The organism is Gimesia aquarii, assembly GCF_007748175.1.
Taxonomy (GTDB): domain Bacteria; phylum Planctomycetota; class Planctomycetia; order Planctomycetales; family Planctomycetaceae; genus Gimesia; species Gimesia aquarii_A.
The window spans coordinates 5,044,895-5,062,711 of the sequence record NZ_CP037422.1 but is presented as its reverse complement, the minus strand read 5'-3'; the positions used below and the strand labels follow the sequence as shown (position 1 = coordinate 5,062,711).

The 17,817-nt window shown below is 45.6% G+C and carries 13 protein-coding genes; 6 read left to right on the top strand and 7 right to left on the bottom strand.

All coding sequences use genetic code 11. The features are described from left to right. Positions 1 to 205 precede the first annotated feature (205 nt). From V202x_RS19310 to V202x_RS19290, 4 genes are all read left to right on the top strand, one after another. Positions 206 to 4,171: a PQQ-binding-like beta-propeller repeat protein gene (locus tag V202x_RS19310; RefSeq protein WP_145178375.1), complete on the top strand. Its 3,966-nt coding sequence runs from the start codon at positions 206 to 208 to the stop codon at positions 4,169 to 4,171. Between the two features lie 50 nt (positions 4,172 to 4,221). Continuing rightward, on the top strand, positions 4,222 to 5,022 hold the full coding sequence (locus V202x_RS19305; protein ID WP_145178373.1) for a TPM domain-containing protein: 801 nt from the start codon (positions 4,222 to 4,224) through the stop codon (positions 5,020 to 5,022). A gap of 38 nt (positions 5,023 to 5,060) precedes the next feature. Then, on the top strand, positions 5,061 to 5,738 hold the full coding sequence (locus tag V202x_RS19300; protein ID WP_145178371.1) for a TPM domain-containing protein: 678 nt from the start codon (positions 5,061 to 5,063) through the stop codon (positions 5,736 to 5,738). A 533-nt stretch (positions 5,739 to 6,271) separates the two neighbouring features. Then, entirely contained in the window at positions 6,272 to 6,532 is a 261-nt protein-coding gene (locus V202x_RS19290; protein WP_145178367.1) for a hypothetical protein, read from the top strand. Positions 6,533 to 6,714: 182 nt separating this feature from the next. Here V202x_RS19290 and V202x_RS19285 read toward each other — a convergent pair whose 3' ends face one another. From V202x_RS19285 to V202x_RS19255, 7 genes are all read right to left on the bottom strand, one after another. Next, positions 6,715 to 8,295, bottom strand: a complete 1,581-nt coding sequence (locus V202x_RS19285) for a right-handed parallel beta-helix repeat-containing protein (RefSeq protein ID WP_145178365.1) — start codon at positions 8,293 to 8,295, stop codon at positions 6,715 to 6,717. Between the two features lie 148 nt (positions 8,296 to 8,443). Beyond that, positions 8,444 to 10,243 (bottom strand): arylsulfatase, encoded by a 1,800-nt coding sequence (locus V202x_RS19280; RefSeq protein WP_145178363.1) that lies wholly within the window; start codon positions 10,241 to 10,243, stop codon positions 8,444 to 8,446. A 50-nt stretch (positions 10,244 to 10,293) separates the two neighbouring features. Next, positions 10,294 to 11,235 (bottom strand): sugar phosphate isomerase/epimerase family protein, encoded by a 942-nt coding sequence (locus tag V202x_RS19275; RefSeq protein WP_145178361.1) that lies wholly within the window; start codon positions 11,233 to 11,235, stop codon positions 10,294 to 10,296. Between the two features lie 37 nt (positions 11,236 to 11,272). Continuing rightward, positions 11,273 to 12,031, bottom strand: coding sequence for a phytanoyl-CoA dioxygenase family protein (locus V202x_RS19270; protein WP_145178359.1), 759 nt, complete (start codon positions 12,029 to 12,031; stop codon positions 11,273 to 11,275). Positions 12,032 to 12,093: 62 nt separating this feature from the next. Continuing rightward, positions 12,094 to 13,422, bottom strand: a complete 1,329-nt coding sequence (locus tag V202x_RS19265) for a Gfo/Idh/MocA family protein (protein ID WP_145178357.1) — start codon at positions 13,420 to 13,422, stop codon at positions 12,094 to 12,096. Between the two features lie 37 nt (positions 13,423 to 13,459). Further along, positions 13,460 to 14,023, bottom strand: coding sequence for a DJ-1/PfpI family protein (locus tag V202x_RS19260; RefSeq protein WP_144985411.1), 564 nt, complete (start codon positions 14,021 to 14,023; stop codon positions 13,460 to 13,462). Between the two features lie 172 nt (positions 14,024 to 14,195). Continuing rightward, on the bottom strand, positions 14,196 to 15,353 hold the full coding sequence (locus tag V202x_RS19255; protein WP_145178354.1) for a XylR family transcriptional regulator: 1,158 nt from the start codon (positions 15,351 to 15,353) through the stop codon (positions 14,196 to 14,198). Positions 15,354 to 15,552: 199 nt separating this feature from the next. On the opposite strand from V202x_RS19255, the gene V202x_RS19250 reads away from it, so the two are divergent. Both V202x_RS19250 and V202x_RS19245 read left to right on the top strand, forming a co-directional pair. Continuing rightward, on the top strand, positions 15,553 to 16,014 hold the full coding sequence (locus V202x_RS19250; protein ID WP_145178352.1) for a GNAT family N-acetyltransferase: 462 nt from the start codon (positions 15,553 to 15,555) through the stop codon (positions 16,012 to 16,014). A gap of 19 nt (positions 16,015 to 16,033) precedes the next feature. Beyond that, positions 16,034 to 17,731 (top strand): glycerol-3-phosphate dehydrogenase/oxidase, encoded by a 1,698-nt coding sequence (locus V202x_RS19245; RefSeq protein ID WP_145178350.1) that lies wholly within the window; start codon positions 16,034 to 16,036, stop codon positions 17,729 to 17,731. Positions 17,732 to 17,817 lie beyond the last annotated feature (86 nt).

Genomic DNA, 17,817 nt, shown 5'->3' with positions numbered 1-17,817 from the left:
TTCACAAAACCATCCTCTTTTTCTAACAATGATCCCCAAAATAGAGCCCTTGCAGAAACATTGCAATTCAAAGCATCTCTTTTCTGCAACTACTTGCGATTCCCCGCTCATAGAGGGTATACTCAAAGCATAAACAAACTTCTATACGTCGACCTGATAACAAACCTGAACTTATTAAGACGTCCAATTAATCAAGGATCTTGCAGTGAATCATCGCCTCCCCTACATTGTCCTGCCACTATTAAGCCTCACTTTCATTTTCTGTCTGATGAGTGATCAATCCCAGGCAAAAGACTGGTCTACTTACCTGGGTGATAAAGAACGATCAGGAGCTACTTCCGATTCATTCCAGCTTCCACTCACAAAAGCCTGGAAATATACAGCTCCCAGTAAACCAAAATCAGGTCAAACAGATCCCGGCGAACGTGTGATTGAAGGACATGACTTGGAATCACGAGTTGATTTCGATGATGCTTTTCATGTCACAATCGCAGGAGGCCGTGCGTATTTCGGGTCTTCTGTCGATCATCAACTACGGTGTGTTGACTTAAAAAGTGGTAACGTCATCTGGAAATTTTTTACAGGAGGTCCCATCCGATTAGCCCCGACTCTTAATCAATCTCGAGTTTTCTTTGGTTCCGATGATGGCTTTGTCTACTGCCTGGATGCGAATTCTGGAAAATCGCATTGGAAGCTACGAGCAGGACTCAACGAAGAGATGATTATCGCACGAGGTGAAATGGTTTCAAGATGGCCTGTGAGAACAAATATTCTGGTTGATGAGGGAGTGGCTTACTTTGGAGCGGGTATTTTTCCTCACGAAAATATCTATTTGTATGCGGTCAACGCGAAAACCGGCAACGTCATCTGGAAAGTAGACAACCTCAGCCAGACAAGTGCGGGTCGAAATGAACTTTCGCCACAAGGATATCTTTTAGCAAATGACGATATCTTAATCATTCCTTCAGGTCGGTCTCTCCCAGCCGCCTTTAATAAAAAAACAGGCCAACAGGAACACAAGCGTTCTTATAGTTGGAGAAGTACAGCCGGTGGTGTAGTCGGTGGAACACAAGCATTACTCGCCGATGGGCAAATTTACTCGATGGGTGCCCATCATATTTTAGCATTATCTCAAGATAAAGGAGACGTTGGATTCGCCTGGCTGAACGGTCAACAAATGGCGGCTCAAGGCGACTTCGGATACATTGCAACAGGTAGCTCCGTACTAAAAGTCAATCGAAAGGAATACGCAGCTGCCTCTCAAAAAACACATAAAAATGATATGACGATCAATAGTTTGTTACGCAAACTACGCGGTTTGAAAGATAAAAAAGCAGCTGAAGTACGTGATCAAATCAAAAAGCTGAAAGAGGAAAATAAGACATACGCAAAGATAGGAGTCATTTGGGAACAGAACTCCGATGCCCGCGATGCACTCATCGTTGCTGGCAACAAAGTGGTTATCGGCGGTCAAGACAAAGTAGTCATTCTAGACGAAAAAACTGGTAAAATCCTGGAAACATTGAAAGTCAACGGCAAAGCGCGCGGTTTGGCTGTATCTGATGGTAATCTGGTTGTGAGTACGTCACTTGGTGATATTGTTGCCTTTCAATCATCTGACAACTCTAATCCGTCGAATTCAACAGTTGAATCGATCACTCAAAAATCCCCCTACCCTGAGGACAAATGGACGCCCCTCTATCAGCAGGCAGCCAAAGATATTTTAACGAACTCACAAATTACAAATGGGTTCTGTCTGGTGTTGGGAAGTGAAGAAGGAAGGTTGGCTTATGAACTGGCTCGCAACAGTGATCTAAAGATTTATTGTATCGAACCTGATATTACCAAAGCCGAAGCATCTCGCCAAAAACTGAGTGAGGCAGGTTATTACGGGCATCGTGTCACCGTTCATCAAACGGAACTTTCCCCTCTCCCCTACTCGCGTTACTTTGCAAACTTGATTGTCTCAGACACATTCCTCAAAACAGGTCAAGTACTTGGAATTCCCAAAGACATCGCTAAACATGTGAAGCCGCTGGGCGGAATCATCTGTCTTGGTATGCCTGCAAATTCTAATACTGAACATGCTTCATCTGAAAAATTGACAGACTGGCTTAAGCAGACAAAACTCGCAAAAACATCCAAAATCTCAAGCAAGAATGGTTATACCATGCTCACTCGCGGTGCATTACCAGGCGCAGGCAGTTGGTCACACCAATACGGCGACCCGGGAAATACCGCCAGCAGTAAAGACCAATTAGTGCGCGGAGGTCTCGGAGTTCTGTGGTTTGGTGATCCTGGCGAAAAGAAAATGGTCAACCGTCATGAAGGTGCCGTGGGACCATTGGCAATTAACGGTCGATTGTTTATCCAAGGCGAAAGTACCATTATGGCCTTTGATGCCTACAACGGTCTCTTTCTTTGGGAACGCGAAAATCCGCAAGCGATTCGTACAGGGGTCTTTCAAAATCAAAACCCGGGAAATTTAGTAGCCAGCAAAGATAGCCTGTTCTTTATGATGAAGGAGTTCTGCTATCAGCTCGATGCAGCCACAGGCAAAACCGTTCGCAAAATTCCATTACCAGAGAAACTCAACGATGGAAAACATGAATGGGGTTATTTGGCTTATCAAAATGGAATGATCTTTGGAACTGCTACCACACGAAATGAACTCGAAAGTCGACTAAGACGCAGAGGAAGAAAGACAGAAGATTCAACAGATGCTTTGTTCGCAATCGATGTAAAAACAGGTAAACCAGTCTGGAGTTATCAAGGCAAGAACATTGCACATCATACCATTGCCATAGGTCCAGAAGCCGCTTATTTCATTGACAGCTCTATCACCAGTGAGCAACGTGCAAAAATTCTAAGACAGGATAAATCACACTTATCAAAACTGACTGGCAAAGAAAAAGAAATCGCCGAAGACCGGCTTAAAAAACAAGACCTTCGATTAGCCGTTGGCTTGGATCTTAAAACAGGTAAACAACTCTGGTCCAAACCCGTCGATGTGACAGATTGTAGCGAGATCGGGATTGGGGGTGGCAAGCTCACATTGCTCTATCAGAACAATGTTCTGCTGCTATGTGGTGCGAATGCGAACGGTCATTACTGGAAACAGTTTATCGCTGGTGATTTTTCTCGCCGTCGATTAGTGGCATTAAATGCCACTGATGGTTCAATTTTGTGGAAAAAAGATGCAAACTACCGACACCGTCCCATCATTGTTGGTGAAAAAATTATTGCAGAACCCTGGTCCTATGACCTTTACACGGGTATTCAACATACACGCAAGCATCCTCTTACCGGACAACAAGTCCCCTGGAGTATTATGCGAGAGGGCCATCACTGCGGTATGCTTGCCGCATCAGAGAACATGCTGATGTTCCGTTCCGGCTATACTGGCTTTTACGATCTTGAAAAAGATGGCGGTACACGTCACTTTGCCGGACATCGCACGGGTTGCTGGATCAATGCGATTCCTGCCAATGGTCTGGTAATGATTCCTGAATCCAGTGCAGGCTGTGTTTGTTTATTCTCGATTTCTTCTACAATCGTTCTTGAGCCACGTGAAGAGAGAACCCACTGGACCATCTTCAGTTCTGTTGGTCCCAAAACACCAGTCCAACACATGGCTTTAAATATGGGTGCTCCCGGGGATCGACGAGATGCACATGGTACTGTCTGGATGGCCTATCCCCGTCCTCGTCCCAGTCGTGAAACAGGTCTTGATTTTAAATTTGATATCAAACCAAAATTCACAGAAGGAGGGGGATATAACAGTATTAATGAGATCACAAACCCCATTAAAGAGGCAGAGCCCTCTTGGGTTTTCACTTCCTGGGCTCGTGGTCTCAAGGAATGCACCATTCCACTATTAGGCAAAAAAGATGCACCGGCAACTTACAGCGTAGAATTATCCTTCTCTGCTCTGGAGCCAGTTTCGTTGAATCTAAGCCAAAAAGGAGAGCCTCTGTTTGACATTAAGCTACAAGGGAAAGTGGTTGAAAAAAGCTTCAATCCCTACGCAGCAAAATCTACACTGGTTCGAAAATTTGAAGGCATTCCTGTGAAAGATAATTTACAACTTGAATTTGTACCACTCAACGACAGTGCAAAGCAAATGCCGCCTTCACTAAGTGGAATTGAAATTATTCGCTCAGACTCATAGACTGGTATCAGTATTAAACAGCTACCAGCCTTTTTTCTAAGCGAGATCGTGTGAAATATTTACTTAGTAGCAAGCGAATCACAGTTTGGCTGGTATTGCTATTCATTCTCGGCATTAAAGGATTATCCCCCGCAAATGCCCTGGAACTAGCTCTGGAACCCCCGGGAGATCGTGAATTTGTTCGTGACCTCGCAGGCATGCTTGATGAAAAGACTACAAAACAGATTAAAGAGATCTGCGATAAACTGCTCACAGACAAAGCAACACCGATTATTGTGGTCACAATCGATTCAATGGCAAAATATGGCGGGGCCGATATGCGAATCGAAACCTTCGCCACTATTCTGTTTAATCAATGGCAAATCGGCCATGCCAAACTCGGAGATCAAGATTGGAACACGGGAATTTTATTATTAGTTTCCAAAAATGACCGTAAAGCAAGAATTGAACTCGGTGCAGGTTGGGGACGTCGCGAAGATGCATTGTGCCGTCAAATCATGGATGATTACATGATCCCTCAGTTTAAACAGGGTAAGTTCTCAGAAGGAATCTTGCTCGGAGTTGAAGCGTTGGACAAGATGGCACGGAAGCTCGAATTGCCAACCAAACCACGTTCTGCCTGGTCGTATGTCATCGTCGCTGTTGTCATCGGACTGGGAATTTTCACAGTGATCTCATTGATCCGTCGCGGTTCCAGTGGCTGGGCCTGGTTATTTTGGGGTGTCGTTTTTGCCGTGATTGGTACGATTCTCTACCAGATGTTAAGCAATCGTGGAGGTGGCGGAGGCTTCAGTGGCGGTTCGTTTGGCGGCGGATTCTCAGGCGGCGGTGGGGCGACCGGTTCCTGGTAACCAATGTCTCACTCATATAATAATGAAAGTATCGATTCATGCAGAGCGCCTTTGATTTCTTAAATGAAGAGCAACAGAAACAGGTCGAGCAAGCTGTTGTAGACGCAGAAAAACGTACTTCCTGCGAGATCGTGCCTGTCGTGGCGACCTCTTCAGGCCGTTATGATCGCCCGGAAGATATCGTAGGTCTCTGGCTCACCATTATCACAGCACTTTGTCTCTGGTACTTTTTTCCAAGAAACGCGGGACAAGGTGGTGACTGGAGTGGCTTGCCGCTTGGTGTCGAATTGATCTTTGCTACATTATTGTTAATCATCGCTTTTATCATCGGTGCGGTAGCTGGCAGCAGGATCGGGTGGCTCAGAAGACTATTTACACCCCGCCAACAAATGCAAGATGAAGTCGCAGCTCGAGCACGCGAGATTTTCTTCGACAAACGAGTTCACCATACTGAAGGCGGAACGGGCATCCTGATATACATCTCCCTGTTCGAGCACATGGCAGTCGCATTAGCCGATCAGGCAATCATCGATCAATTAGGACAATCATTCATAGATCAGATCTGCCAGCAATTAACGAAAGGCTTACACACCGGCGATGCAACCACAGCAATTTGTGATGTCATCAAAGAGATCGGCGACCAAGCGGCAACACCTCTTCCCCGCGCTTCAGATGACCAGAACGAACTACATGATGTCCTGGTTTTGATCGACTAAGTTATGCACTTACTATGGCGACCAAAACATTCAGATTGCTCGCTATGGTTTAAAAAGTTTCTAAATTAAAAATGGCGTAATATGTTTTTTTGATGCACGCTTTGCCCCGCATTGAAAGTCCTGAGACCTACCTTTTTCTCACACCTCGCCTAGCTCCTCGCCAACTACTGCAATATCTTCACTATTTGAGCGTGAATTGATGCCAAAACAAACCACTTTTGCGTCATTCGTAGACCATAATCGTACCAAATCAGGACATAAAAATGCATTATATTCATGATCGATGGCGTGAAACTGATAGTAAATACGCGCCACTAATTCTGTTTTCAAAGTCACATTCAACTACTAATGGCTCATCTGCACTGCATGTAAGTGCAATGGAAAACCAGTTTTGTTTCCGATTTTCATTACTGTCAACTTCCCCGGTGAATTGTTATAATAGTATAGAAGCGTTACTGGATATTTAGGCCCTGAAAATATATCAGATATGGTTATAGCAAACCTTATTGTCAAACTAGTTGAAAGGGAAAATCATGACGAACCGAGACCGACTAAGCGAGTTGATCAGTGCATTAGAACAACAACGTGATGAACTCGCATTGAAAATCCACCTTGGAAAAAAAGAAGTCCAGGACGAATGGGAACAGGTCACAACCAAATTAGATGAGTTAACGAAAGACTACGAGCCAGTCAAAACCGCAATGAAAGAGTCTGCCAGTAATCTGGTTGAGTCGCTAAGTTTGGTAGCCAGTGAAATCGAGCAGGGATTCCAGCGCATTCGCAAGTCGCTCTAAATATCTGAGGCCTCCAACAATTAATATCGGAGCGAGCTTGCATCCGTTAATGTTTCAGGGAACGACCATCATTCTCGGGGGGGAAGGCAGTTCTCTTTTCAACCAGTTGACTCATAGAAATCAAAATGGCAATTCATTTTTTATGACAGGTTTTTAAAGAGCAGTGGCCTCTCAGAATAATGTTACCACCTGGGTTGTGGAATGTTCTCAAGTTTCCATGGTTCCACTCCGAATTCAAAAGCACCGATGTCCGGCTTTTCACCCTCAAATGGCAACCCAACATTCACACCTCGATCCACCACGAAACTCTCCGCATCTTTCGACGTCCAGAAGGGGCTCGGTTTCTGCCCCTCTCGTATCAGTCCCGGATCTTCATTTTCTAAATTTCCCTGCGGGACGGCCAAACAGTTGACAAAAAGATTGTGCTTCACATCCATTTTTGCCAGGATCTCAGCATGCTCCTTCCAGACAATGCGACGTGGCTGACTCCAGGCCGCAATCACAAGATTATTTTTGAAAACCCAGTTATTTAACCGCTCAGGCTTGCTAACGCCAAGCAATGTCCCCGTTCGATTACCCGCATCTGCACAAAAAATCGAATTGTTATAGACAAAAATATTTTCGGCAAGTCCGTTATTCATCCAAATCAGTGCACGATCCACATTTTCAATTACGTTGTATCGAATGGTGACGGGGCCATGATTAATGCCACCATGATGCGTATAAACCCGACCATTGGGGCTTGAAGTATTCACATAATTGTGTTCGAAAATCAGATGATTCCGAGGTCCCTCAATTGTATAACTATGACTGAGAAAATTATGGTGAATCCAAAACGAGTACTCAAATTCTCTCGTATTAGGATCAGCTGCCTGCCCCCCTTTAGGAATGGAAATGCACTGATTGATCCAGTTATGGTCGATCTCAACGCCATATTCATTTTCATGGGCAGACTCGATACCAAATCCACCTTTGATATCAATGAAATTGTGATGGATGCGTGCATTCGTATGTCCTCCGGCTTTATAGCCATAGCCACCACCAGTGCGACCTTTGATTCGGTTATGATGAATGTTCGCATTTGTTAAATACCGCGATCGAATGTGCCCACCCCAATGACGCATCTTATTTGTACTACAGTCCTCGAATTGGCAATGTCCCAAATCGATTTCCTGGCAAACATTCAGATAAATGCCATTCCAGCGAAAGTCTTTAAAAGCAACTTGTTCAATTTTAAGCCCCTTCGAAGCCGTAGCCCATATTCCGCCCGTAATGCGATGTTCCGGATTAGACGATATTGACAACTTTCGGATTGCGATGTTCTCTTTATCGCGAAATGCAATGACATGTTCTTGTGCGGGTGGCTGATCTGGTTTGAATTCCTCACTCAGTTTCCATGTATTCGAAGCAATTAAATGTGAGCCTTTTTTGCCTCGGGCTCCTTCGCCCACAATGGTCGTATTTGATTTTGGAAATGCAGTCCGAGTGACGTGGTAGGTTCCCGTGCGAATCACAATCTGATGTGGCTGTCCATCAGCGGGTGTCTGCTCACAAGCAAAGGCAAGCGATGCCCAAGCGGTTTCCCATGTTTTCCCATCGCGTGCTGGATCGTCTCTGCCGTTCATTTGAACGTGATACTTTTCTGCAAATACAGAGGAAGTTCCAAAGACAACCATAATGATGAAAAACACAAACGACTGGAATAAACGGCGACTTGCTGGAGTGTCAACAATAAGAGAAGTGCTTCGAGTCATATGATGCATGATAGCCCTGTCAAATCACTGATGATTGGACTCTGTGTTTCACAGTAGCCCGGGAATGTTCGATCATTCCTATTTTAGACACAAAGCAAACATCAACCACACTTCTCTCAACTTTCTACGGATATTATGAGAAGTTCAGCGTTGATCATCATTTATCTGATATGTACTTCAACCAGATCGAATTCAGACGCAAACCCTTTAACCCAGCAACTTTGGTCGCTTGAACCTTCAATGCCTGCCGTCCCTGTTTCAGTTGCAGAGTTCCAGCCGTTGTTTTGAAAAATACATTCTGACTCGTACTCATGGGAAGCTGACAAAGAATTTTTTCCTGGCCCACTGAGATTTGTAGTTGCCCTGTTTCTGGTTGTGCTGATCGATACCCATAGCTCATTTCCAGAGCATACCGGCCCGCTTTTAATACATCGAGCTGCCAAACGGCAGTCCCCTGATTCGACTGCCAATTGTCAATGGTATCCCAGTCATAACCATCAAAGGAATATTCGAGGCTGCCCCCTTTTAAGATGGCCCAACTAGGTTGCAGTTCGACTGCAGGCTCCTGATCATCACCTACTGGAATGGGCATTGGTTGATAAACCTGCCCGGCTGTCACATCATCAAACCAACGCAGAAACTCAGTACGCAATTGTTTCGCTTCTTCCGGATATTGTTTCGCAAGATCTTGTGTCTCACCCGAGTCGGCACTTAGATCATAAAGTTGTCCCATGGGCTCTATTTTTTTCTTTTTCCCCTTTGAATCATGTAACACCAATTTGAAACGCTCACCGTGAATCGACCAGCGGTGATAGGGATTCGGCGTATACCGATCCCAGGTATGATAGAGATATTTATGCGGCGACTTTCCCCCTCCCTGTTCCATTAGAGAAAGAATTGACTTTCCATCCAACTTGAGTTTCGCGGGGACTTGAATTCCTGCCAGCTCACAAAACGTAGGGAAGAGGTCCGTTTGTGCCGCCATCGCACCCGTGGTCTTTCCTGCTGGAAAATGCCCCGACCATCGCACAACAAACGGCACACGAATACCGCCTTCATAGGCACTCGCTTTACTTCCTTTAAGACCTGCCTTGTATCCTCGGCTGACCCCACCATTATCACTGGTAAATATGACTACCGTTTCCTGATCAATCCCGAGATCGTGAACCGACTGCAGCAACCGTTTCAGATTCTCATCGATCCGCTCAACCATGGCGTATATCCGCGCTTCCCGCAAAGGCAGTCCCTTGTCAAGATATTTTTTAATCAGTTGATCCCCTTTCGGCTGACCGTAGTGCGACGTATCCAACAAAAAGGGAGAATGCGGTGCGTTATAAGCCAGAAAACAAAAGAATGGTTGTGTTTTGTAACGCTTTATGAAATCAATGGCTGCATCGGTAAATAGATCGGTAACATAACCACGCGTTTCTACAGGCTGACCATTGACAACCACCTGATCCGGGTTCGTATAGCGTTCAATGTGACCATGATAATGACCAAAAAAATGATCAAAGCCACGACGATGTGGTTGATACTGCGCATATCGTCCCAGATGCCATTTCCCGAACAATCCCGTTTTATAGCCGGCTGATTTCAAGACTTGGGCAATCGTTGTCTCTTGACTCCCCAGTGTATCACCGCCAAAACGAGTGTTATACAAACCGGTACGAAGATAATGGCGGCCCGTCATTAAACCAGCCCGTGTGGGAGCACAGACCATATTCGCATAAAAACGGGTAAACGTCACCCCCTCAGCCGCCATTCGATCTATGGTTGGGGTCTCAATGTGTGGATTACCGGAAATTCCCGTATCCCAATACCCCTGATCGTCGGTCATCACCAGAATGATATTGGGCTGCCCGGATCGTTCTTTCGCTTGAATGGACTGCCAGCCACCACGTATCAAAAAGTAGGAAAGAAATACAACGACAACTAAAATATTTCTTCGCGCGTTCATAGATCTTCTCAACCTTAACTCATTCAGGAGTAACCAAAGTCAGAGTGATCTCAGGCTTGCTTCAAACAGTTTTCGAGATAAGCGCGTGATCGATTGATTTCGGCTGTGACTTCGTCGGTAGTTGGCAAAATTGGAATGCCCCGTGGTACAGGGTGCATAAAGATTTCCGTTCGTCCCGGATAATTGATTTTTTTCAATGCGGCTAAGATCGGAACGAAATTCAGATCGCCTCTACCCGGTAATTGCATTAGTTCCTGTTCTTTGGGAAGTTTCTTCATGCAGCCCATACCGTGTTGCCAGGCTTGAAAATGCACCAGCCGCTCATCCAGGTCTAAAATTAACTTGGCTATCTTTTCTGGATCCTGTTCCAAATGATAGGGTGCCAAGGCGATGCCAAAATGTTCGGAAGGCAGTGCATCCATCAACCAGCGCTGAGTATCCGGATCATTAATTAAACCACCTCCATGATTCTCCAGACCGATAATGATACCTTTCTCTTCCGCTGCACCTACATGCGGTTTTAGTTTCTCGGCAAAGACTTTGATTGCCGACTTGAGTTCGCCTCCCTTCAAACCTTTCGGTCCTCCACTATTGCAGATGACCATATCACCACCCAATTTTTTGACCAGATCCATCTCTCCCTGCATATTGAAGAGACCATACTTGAAGCAGGTAAAACTACCGAGCTTGACTTTGTATTTATTAAAGAGCTGTTTGGTTTTGTCGATGCCTAATTCATCAATTTGTTCGCGTTGATTTCCATGTCGCTTCGCCCAGATTTCCAGATATTGTGCGCCCGTTTTGGGGGTCTCCTGCAAAATGGTTTCCAGCGGCAATGTCCCATACATACAAGAAGCTACGATGTAATTCAATTGGAATGGTTTTTGATTACCATCTGTGCCCGCGGCGAACACGTTTCCCACCAAACCTGCTGAAAGTGCGCTACCCAGAAGTTGTTTATTGAAATCACGACGATTAAGCGAACCGGACATGAGCTTGTTTTCCTATTACTACAAAATTGAGATCCGTTTAAGAAACGACTCTGTCACCATCCTTTAAGAAAGGCACCACCAGATGTTTGGGTTCTTGAGTCTCAGGATCAATAATCGGTGCGGGAGAGTATTGCGTCACGTAAGCCCGGCGCATCTTATCTGTTGTATTCGCGCCGCTCCGATGAAAGGTAAGCGAACTGAAGACAGCGAGACTACCCGCCGGTACTACAGCAGTCACTCCTGGCTCTTTACCAAAGTAACCGGTTTTATCTCCGGTTTCCGGATCTTGAATGTGCTCGACCAACGAACGAACACCGATGGTGGAATAAGGTAATACATCGACGGTTCCATTTTCGACAGTCATATCGTCAACGGCCGCCCAACATGTCACATAAGGGCGATGACGAAAGCCCAGATAACCGGAGTCCTGATGCCAGGAAAACTTAATCCCCTTCTCAGCCGCTTTGACCACATATTGATCGTAAAACAGATACGCAGTATCACCGATCGTGGCTTTGCAGATTTCGGCCATCAGATCGCCAAACACATACTCATCCAGTCGAGGCGCCTGATCATATTTCTTAGCGATATGATAGCGTTTGCCACGATGGCTGATATGAATGTGATCAGTCCCCAGACGATCCATTTCCTGATGCATTAAATCGATCAAGTGGTCACACGCATCCCGGATGATCTGCAGGTGCTCTTCAGAAATCACCTTTTCCAGAATGAAATAACCTTCCTCGACAAATTGTTTCTTATGATCTTCGGTGATGATTCCCGTTGAGACAGTCATATTTTTTCCTCACAACTATAAACACAATCAATGTAACAATCACTTCAATTGAGCGACAAATCTTAGGTGTCTTTGATTTCATAGCCGGCCCGCTGTTCGCGTTTGAGCCAGGTATTCGCTTCGGCATCGCCTACAAACTGTTCCTGTTGTGGATCCCAAGTTAGTTTTCTGCCTAAGCGTTGTGAAATATTCCCAATATGACAGACAGTTACAGAACGATGTTGATTTTCCACACTGGAGATCGGTGTTTCACGAGATTGAATACAGTCAAAGAAATTCCCCATGTGATTGACAATCGCATCCAGCTTGCCCATACGAGGAGGTCGCGAAAGGTTGTCGTGACCATAAATCTTGAATGCTTCACGCGGCAAAGGCCTCTTCGCCAAGTCCTCGACAGGTTTACCGGCAATCGTCCCCCGGTTCACAAAGATTCGTCCGCGGTCTCCTTCAAACATCACACCTGTACGGCCAGTGTCATTCACTTCCAGAATCACCCCGTTGGCATAGCGGGCCTTTAAATGATAATCGATGGCGACATTATAACCATTTTTGACATTCGGGAATGTCGCCGTTCCCTCGATATCAACGGGACCGGAGTCCTGCATACCAGCCCCCCATTGTGCGATATCGATGTGATGTGCGCCCCAGTCTGTCATCTGACCGCCAGAATATTCATACCACCAACGGAACGTATAGTGACAGCGTTCTTTAATGTAAGGGACATCAGGCGTCTGTCCCTGCCAAAGATCCCAGTTCAGAACCGAGGGAACAGGCTCTGGTTTAAACGAACCACTGGTTTTATTCTTACTGAGCGTCACAGTCACTTTTTTGAGATTACCAATGCGGCCATCGTGGACCATTTCGACAGCTTGTCGAAAACGGTGATCGCTTCGCTGCCACGTTCCCACCTGCACTACCGCTTTGGTTTCTTTGACAACCTTGTTGAGGATCTTTCCTTCATCTACTGTCAAAGTTAACGGCTTTTCACAGTAAACATCCTTGCCGGCCTGGCAAGCGTCGATCAACATCTTGGTATGCCAATGGTCGGGAGCACCAATGGTTACCACATCAATGTCTGCCTTTTCCAGCATTTCCCGATAATCTTCGAATAGCGTTGCCTTTCCCCCAAACTGCTTGCGGGCTTTCTCAGCAATCTCCCGATCCACATCAGCGATGGCAACAATATCACCGTATTCTTGAGCTTTATCAGCGATGACGGACCCTTGATACCGCATCCCAATCGAACCAATTTTTAAGCGTTCGTTCGGACTACGTGGTTTGTCGGCCGCGCGTGCTGTATTCACAAAAACTCCTGGAGCAATACAAGCCATGGGAAGTCCGGACGCAACCGTTTTAACAAACGTGCGGCGAGATAGTTTCTGTGAAGTCATCGAGCTCTCCTACTTTTTGAAATTGAAAAGTAACTTTCTAATATTGATTTCGTGCTTCATCGAGCAGCTTCATCCAGGGACCAATGTATTGACCATGGTCATGATAGGTGCGGCCACTTACCAGATTGCCGTCGATCACACAGGCCTCATTCACAAAGGTACCGCCGCATACTTCCAGATCAAACTGGCATTTCGGTACCGTCGCCATGCGACGCCCCTTAACACAACCTGCACGTGCTGGTATTTCTACGCCGTGACAGACCGAAGCAATGGGTTTATTTTTTTCGAAGAAATGTTGTGTAATCCGAATCAGATCTTCATCATCGCGAATATATTCCGGAGCGCGGCCCCCACTGAAAAAGATACTGAGATATTCCTCAGGATTGATATCCTTGAAAGCGATATCTGCTTGAATCGTGTACCCTTCCCACTCTTTGGTGATGGTCCAACCTGGCTTTACTTCGTGGAGAACCATCTGATAAAGACGCTTTTCCGGTGCAGCAACAACAGGCTCATAGCCCCCCTCGATCAATCGATAATAGGGGTAAAGTGTATCGACAGTTTCAGTTGCATCCCCAACGATGATTAACACTTTGTTCATTAAAACGTTCTTTCTGCGTAAAATTCAAATCATTGAATTGGATCCATTTTACAATTGAATCCAGACGGGTCATTACGGAAATTCATAAACATTCTCAGGTTTTGCGTATATTATAGAATGTTCTTCAAATAATGCCTCTTTTTTTCCTGGCATTGTGTGAGAACACTTCAGATTAACGCATTTTCGCGCGATAGGCTCCCGGTGTTTCGCCTGTCTTCTCTTTGAATAAGGTACTGAAGTATTGAGAGTGGCGAAATCCGATTCTCTCGGTAATTTGGGTGAGTGAAAAATCGGTCGATACCAATAATTCCTTGGCACGTTCAAGCTGTGTTCTAATAATCTCCGCCTTGGGAGAACGACCGATGGCTGCCTTCATCTGTCGCTCTAAGGCGGTTCGTGACATCGGTACTGCTTTGAGAATATCATTCACTTGAATTCCCTTGCAGGCATTTTCTCGAATGAATCGTAGTGCCGATGCCAGTTCAGGATCATCAACGGCGACAACATCCGAAGATTGTCTGGTCACGATTCCCAAGGGAGTTACCAGAAAAGGTTCTTGAGGAACCGGAGCTCCTTTCATCAAACGACTGAGTAATGCAGCTGCCTCAAATCCGATGCGAGTCGAATTAAAAGCGACACTCGATAGTTGGGGACGGGCCATCATGCAGAGAATATCATCATTTTCGACACCTACGACTGCCACTTCGTCGGGTACAGAAATCCCCGCTCGATCACAGGCATCTAACAGCCAGAATCCGAGTTGGTCAGTGCATGCCATAATCCCGACCGGCTTGGGTAACCCTTTGACCCATTTCACCATTTGTTCCTGATGTTTTTCCCATTCGCGGGGAACTTCAGAATCTTCGGCTGCTGAGAAGACGCTCACTTTGTAACCAGCATTCTCTACTGTTTGAATATAATTATCACGACGCTCTTCAAAATAAACTTCAATCCCAATTTCATAAACGCCAAAGTGACGAATGCCACGCTCCAGAAAATGTTCGGCCACCATTCGTCCCATAGCCCGATTATCAATTCCCAAAAAGGGAAACGCATGTTTTAGCTTGGTAGAACGCAATTCTACTGTTGGTATTCCCGACTGTGTAATCGCATCTGCCATTTCCTGACTGGAAGTGCGACTGATAATCCCATCACCCTTCCAGCGAGAAATCCAATCGGGAATTTGAGAATCCAACGAACGCGGCATCATAAAAACCGACCATTCCTCGTTTTCGGCAATGAACTGACGAATTCCATTCAGCACTCCACGACCATGAGAGCGAGACGTTTCAATAAACAATGCGACATGAGGAATCGAAGATTTAGCCATAAGTCGTGATTCAACCGATTCGTAATTAGCGAAAGGTAAGACAAGTGGAGGGACCGTTTCATAAGTTTCAGCGTATTCTTTTACAGCAAGTTTGATTTCTCTTCAATCATGATCGAAACAGATTGCATGAGTTCTTACAATACAATCCGACGTTGTCATCAAGCTATCAATCTACAACAACTTATTATGAAAGACTTTCGTGGACTACATTATCAAACAGGCCCGATCTGAAGATTTTCTTGAAATTGCAGCTCTGGACCGAAGCGCCTGGCCTCAAGAACCGGATACATTTATTCCCGATGGCGAACACGCCTGGCGACTGTGGTGTGAGTATGCCACCGTCTTGATTGCTGAAATTGCCAATGAAAATCATCGACACACAATTGCCGGCGTACTTTTAATGTTCCCTACTAAGACGGGAGAAATATTCTTGCATAAAATCATGGTCCACCCGGACTTTCGTGGGCAAGGCATTGGATCGGCGCTTATGAAACAGGCACTTCAGGCTGCGAAATCGGTTGTATTACTGACAGTAAACCCCGACAATGCTCCTGCAGTCCGACTCTATGAAAGTTTTGGGTTTCGTACAAGAACTCGGATTGAAGGCTACTATCGACCACATGAACATCGACTGTTGATGGAATATCTACCCGCACAATAACTCATATACTGGATTTTTTATGAAACAATCTCAGCGGGTTTTAATCCTGGGCGCTGGCATTAACGGAGTTGCCATCGCACGTGAATTGCTCCTGAACGGTGTTTCGGTCTGTATGATCGATCAAGGTGATCTGTCTCAGGGAGCCACTTCCAAATCCTCAAGATTAATTCATGGTGGCTTGCGTTATCTCGAATATGGAGATTTCTCACTCGTGAGAGAATCAGTTCACGAACGGGGAATTCTTCTGGAACTTGCACCTCATCTTGTCAAACCACTTCGATTTGCGATTCCACTGGCCCATCGGGCAACTGGTGTCATGTCTTCGGGACTCCGTTTTTTGAGTGGTTTCAGAGTCCCCGGTGCGCATTGGCTTTCATCCCGATTTCACTTTTCATCCGAGCGCGGGCTTTACTTGGTGAATATGGGTCTGACACTTTATGACTGGTTCGCCTCACGAGGAAACCTTCCTCGACACTCCATCCACGATAGCGGAGAAGAAGGACTTCCCCAAATCAATTCTAATCAATTTCATTGGATGGCTTGTTACTCCGATGCACAAATGCGTTTTCCGGAACGGTTTGTGGTCTCTCTACTGCATGATTGTCAAATGATCGCAAAGGAAAAGAATCTGCAATTTGATCTCCACACATACCATAAAGTGTCACTAAAAGATCGAAAAGTTGCGCTCTCTCCTTTACAAGACCCCAACTCCATTCTCGAGGAATTCGAACCAACGGTCATCATCAATGCCTCCGGCGCCTGTGGAGACTTAACACTACAGCAAGTCGAAATCACATCCCCCCGATTAATGGGAGGCACCAAAGGTAGTCACATTGTCACGTTCAATCCAAAACTAATCGAGGCGCTCGGCGAAAAGGCGATCTACTCGGAAGCCAGCGATGGAAGGCTCGTTTTTATTCTGCCTTTCGGTGACTGTACTTTGATCGGCACAACCGATGTACGGGAAGAGGGGAATCCGCTCGAAGCTGTCGCCAGTCCCCAAGAGCTGGAATATCTGGTAGGCATGGTCAACCTTGTATTTCCACAGGTTGAGTTAACGACAAACGACATCAATTTCCATTACAGTGGCGTGCGTCCTTTACCTTACCAGCCAAAAGGGAAAGCGGCTTCCATCTCTCGCGATCACTCGATCAAAGAATATGAAGGCCCTGCAGGTTGGATTGTGACTCTGGTCGGAGGAAAATTAACTTCCTGGCGCGCCTTTGCGGAGAAAGTAACAGACCGTATTTTGAAAAAACTCGGCATGAGCTATTTCTCTGATTCGAAGACGCGCATCATCCCTGGCTCGAAGGATTACCCCAAAACCGAATCAATTAGGCAAGCGGAACAAAGCCGTCTGTGTGAGAAATTCCAATTGTCACTGGAAAGCATTCAATATTTATGGGGGCTGCATGGCACCTATCTGGAAGATATTCTAGATTCGATTCCTGACTTCTCAACCGAACTGATCACGGGGACTCACTTTCCACGAAAATATGTGCTCTGGACAATCGAGCATGAATGGGTAGAAACGATCGGTGATCTTGTTGAGCGCCGTCTGATGCTGGTCTTTGAACAGACATTACAACGAGAAACGCTGCAGGAACTTGCCCAATGTCTGGTTGAATCCGGAAAATTATCTTCAGAAGAGATTTCAGGTCAGATTGAGTCTTATAAAACGCATCTACAACACTTTTATGGAAAAGCCGTTAGTTAACTGACAGTTCATCAATAACCAGCCTTATAACATTTTGTTTTGAAAATGAGTTCATTCGCGCAAGCTTCGTTGTTTTTTACTACCAC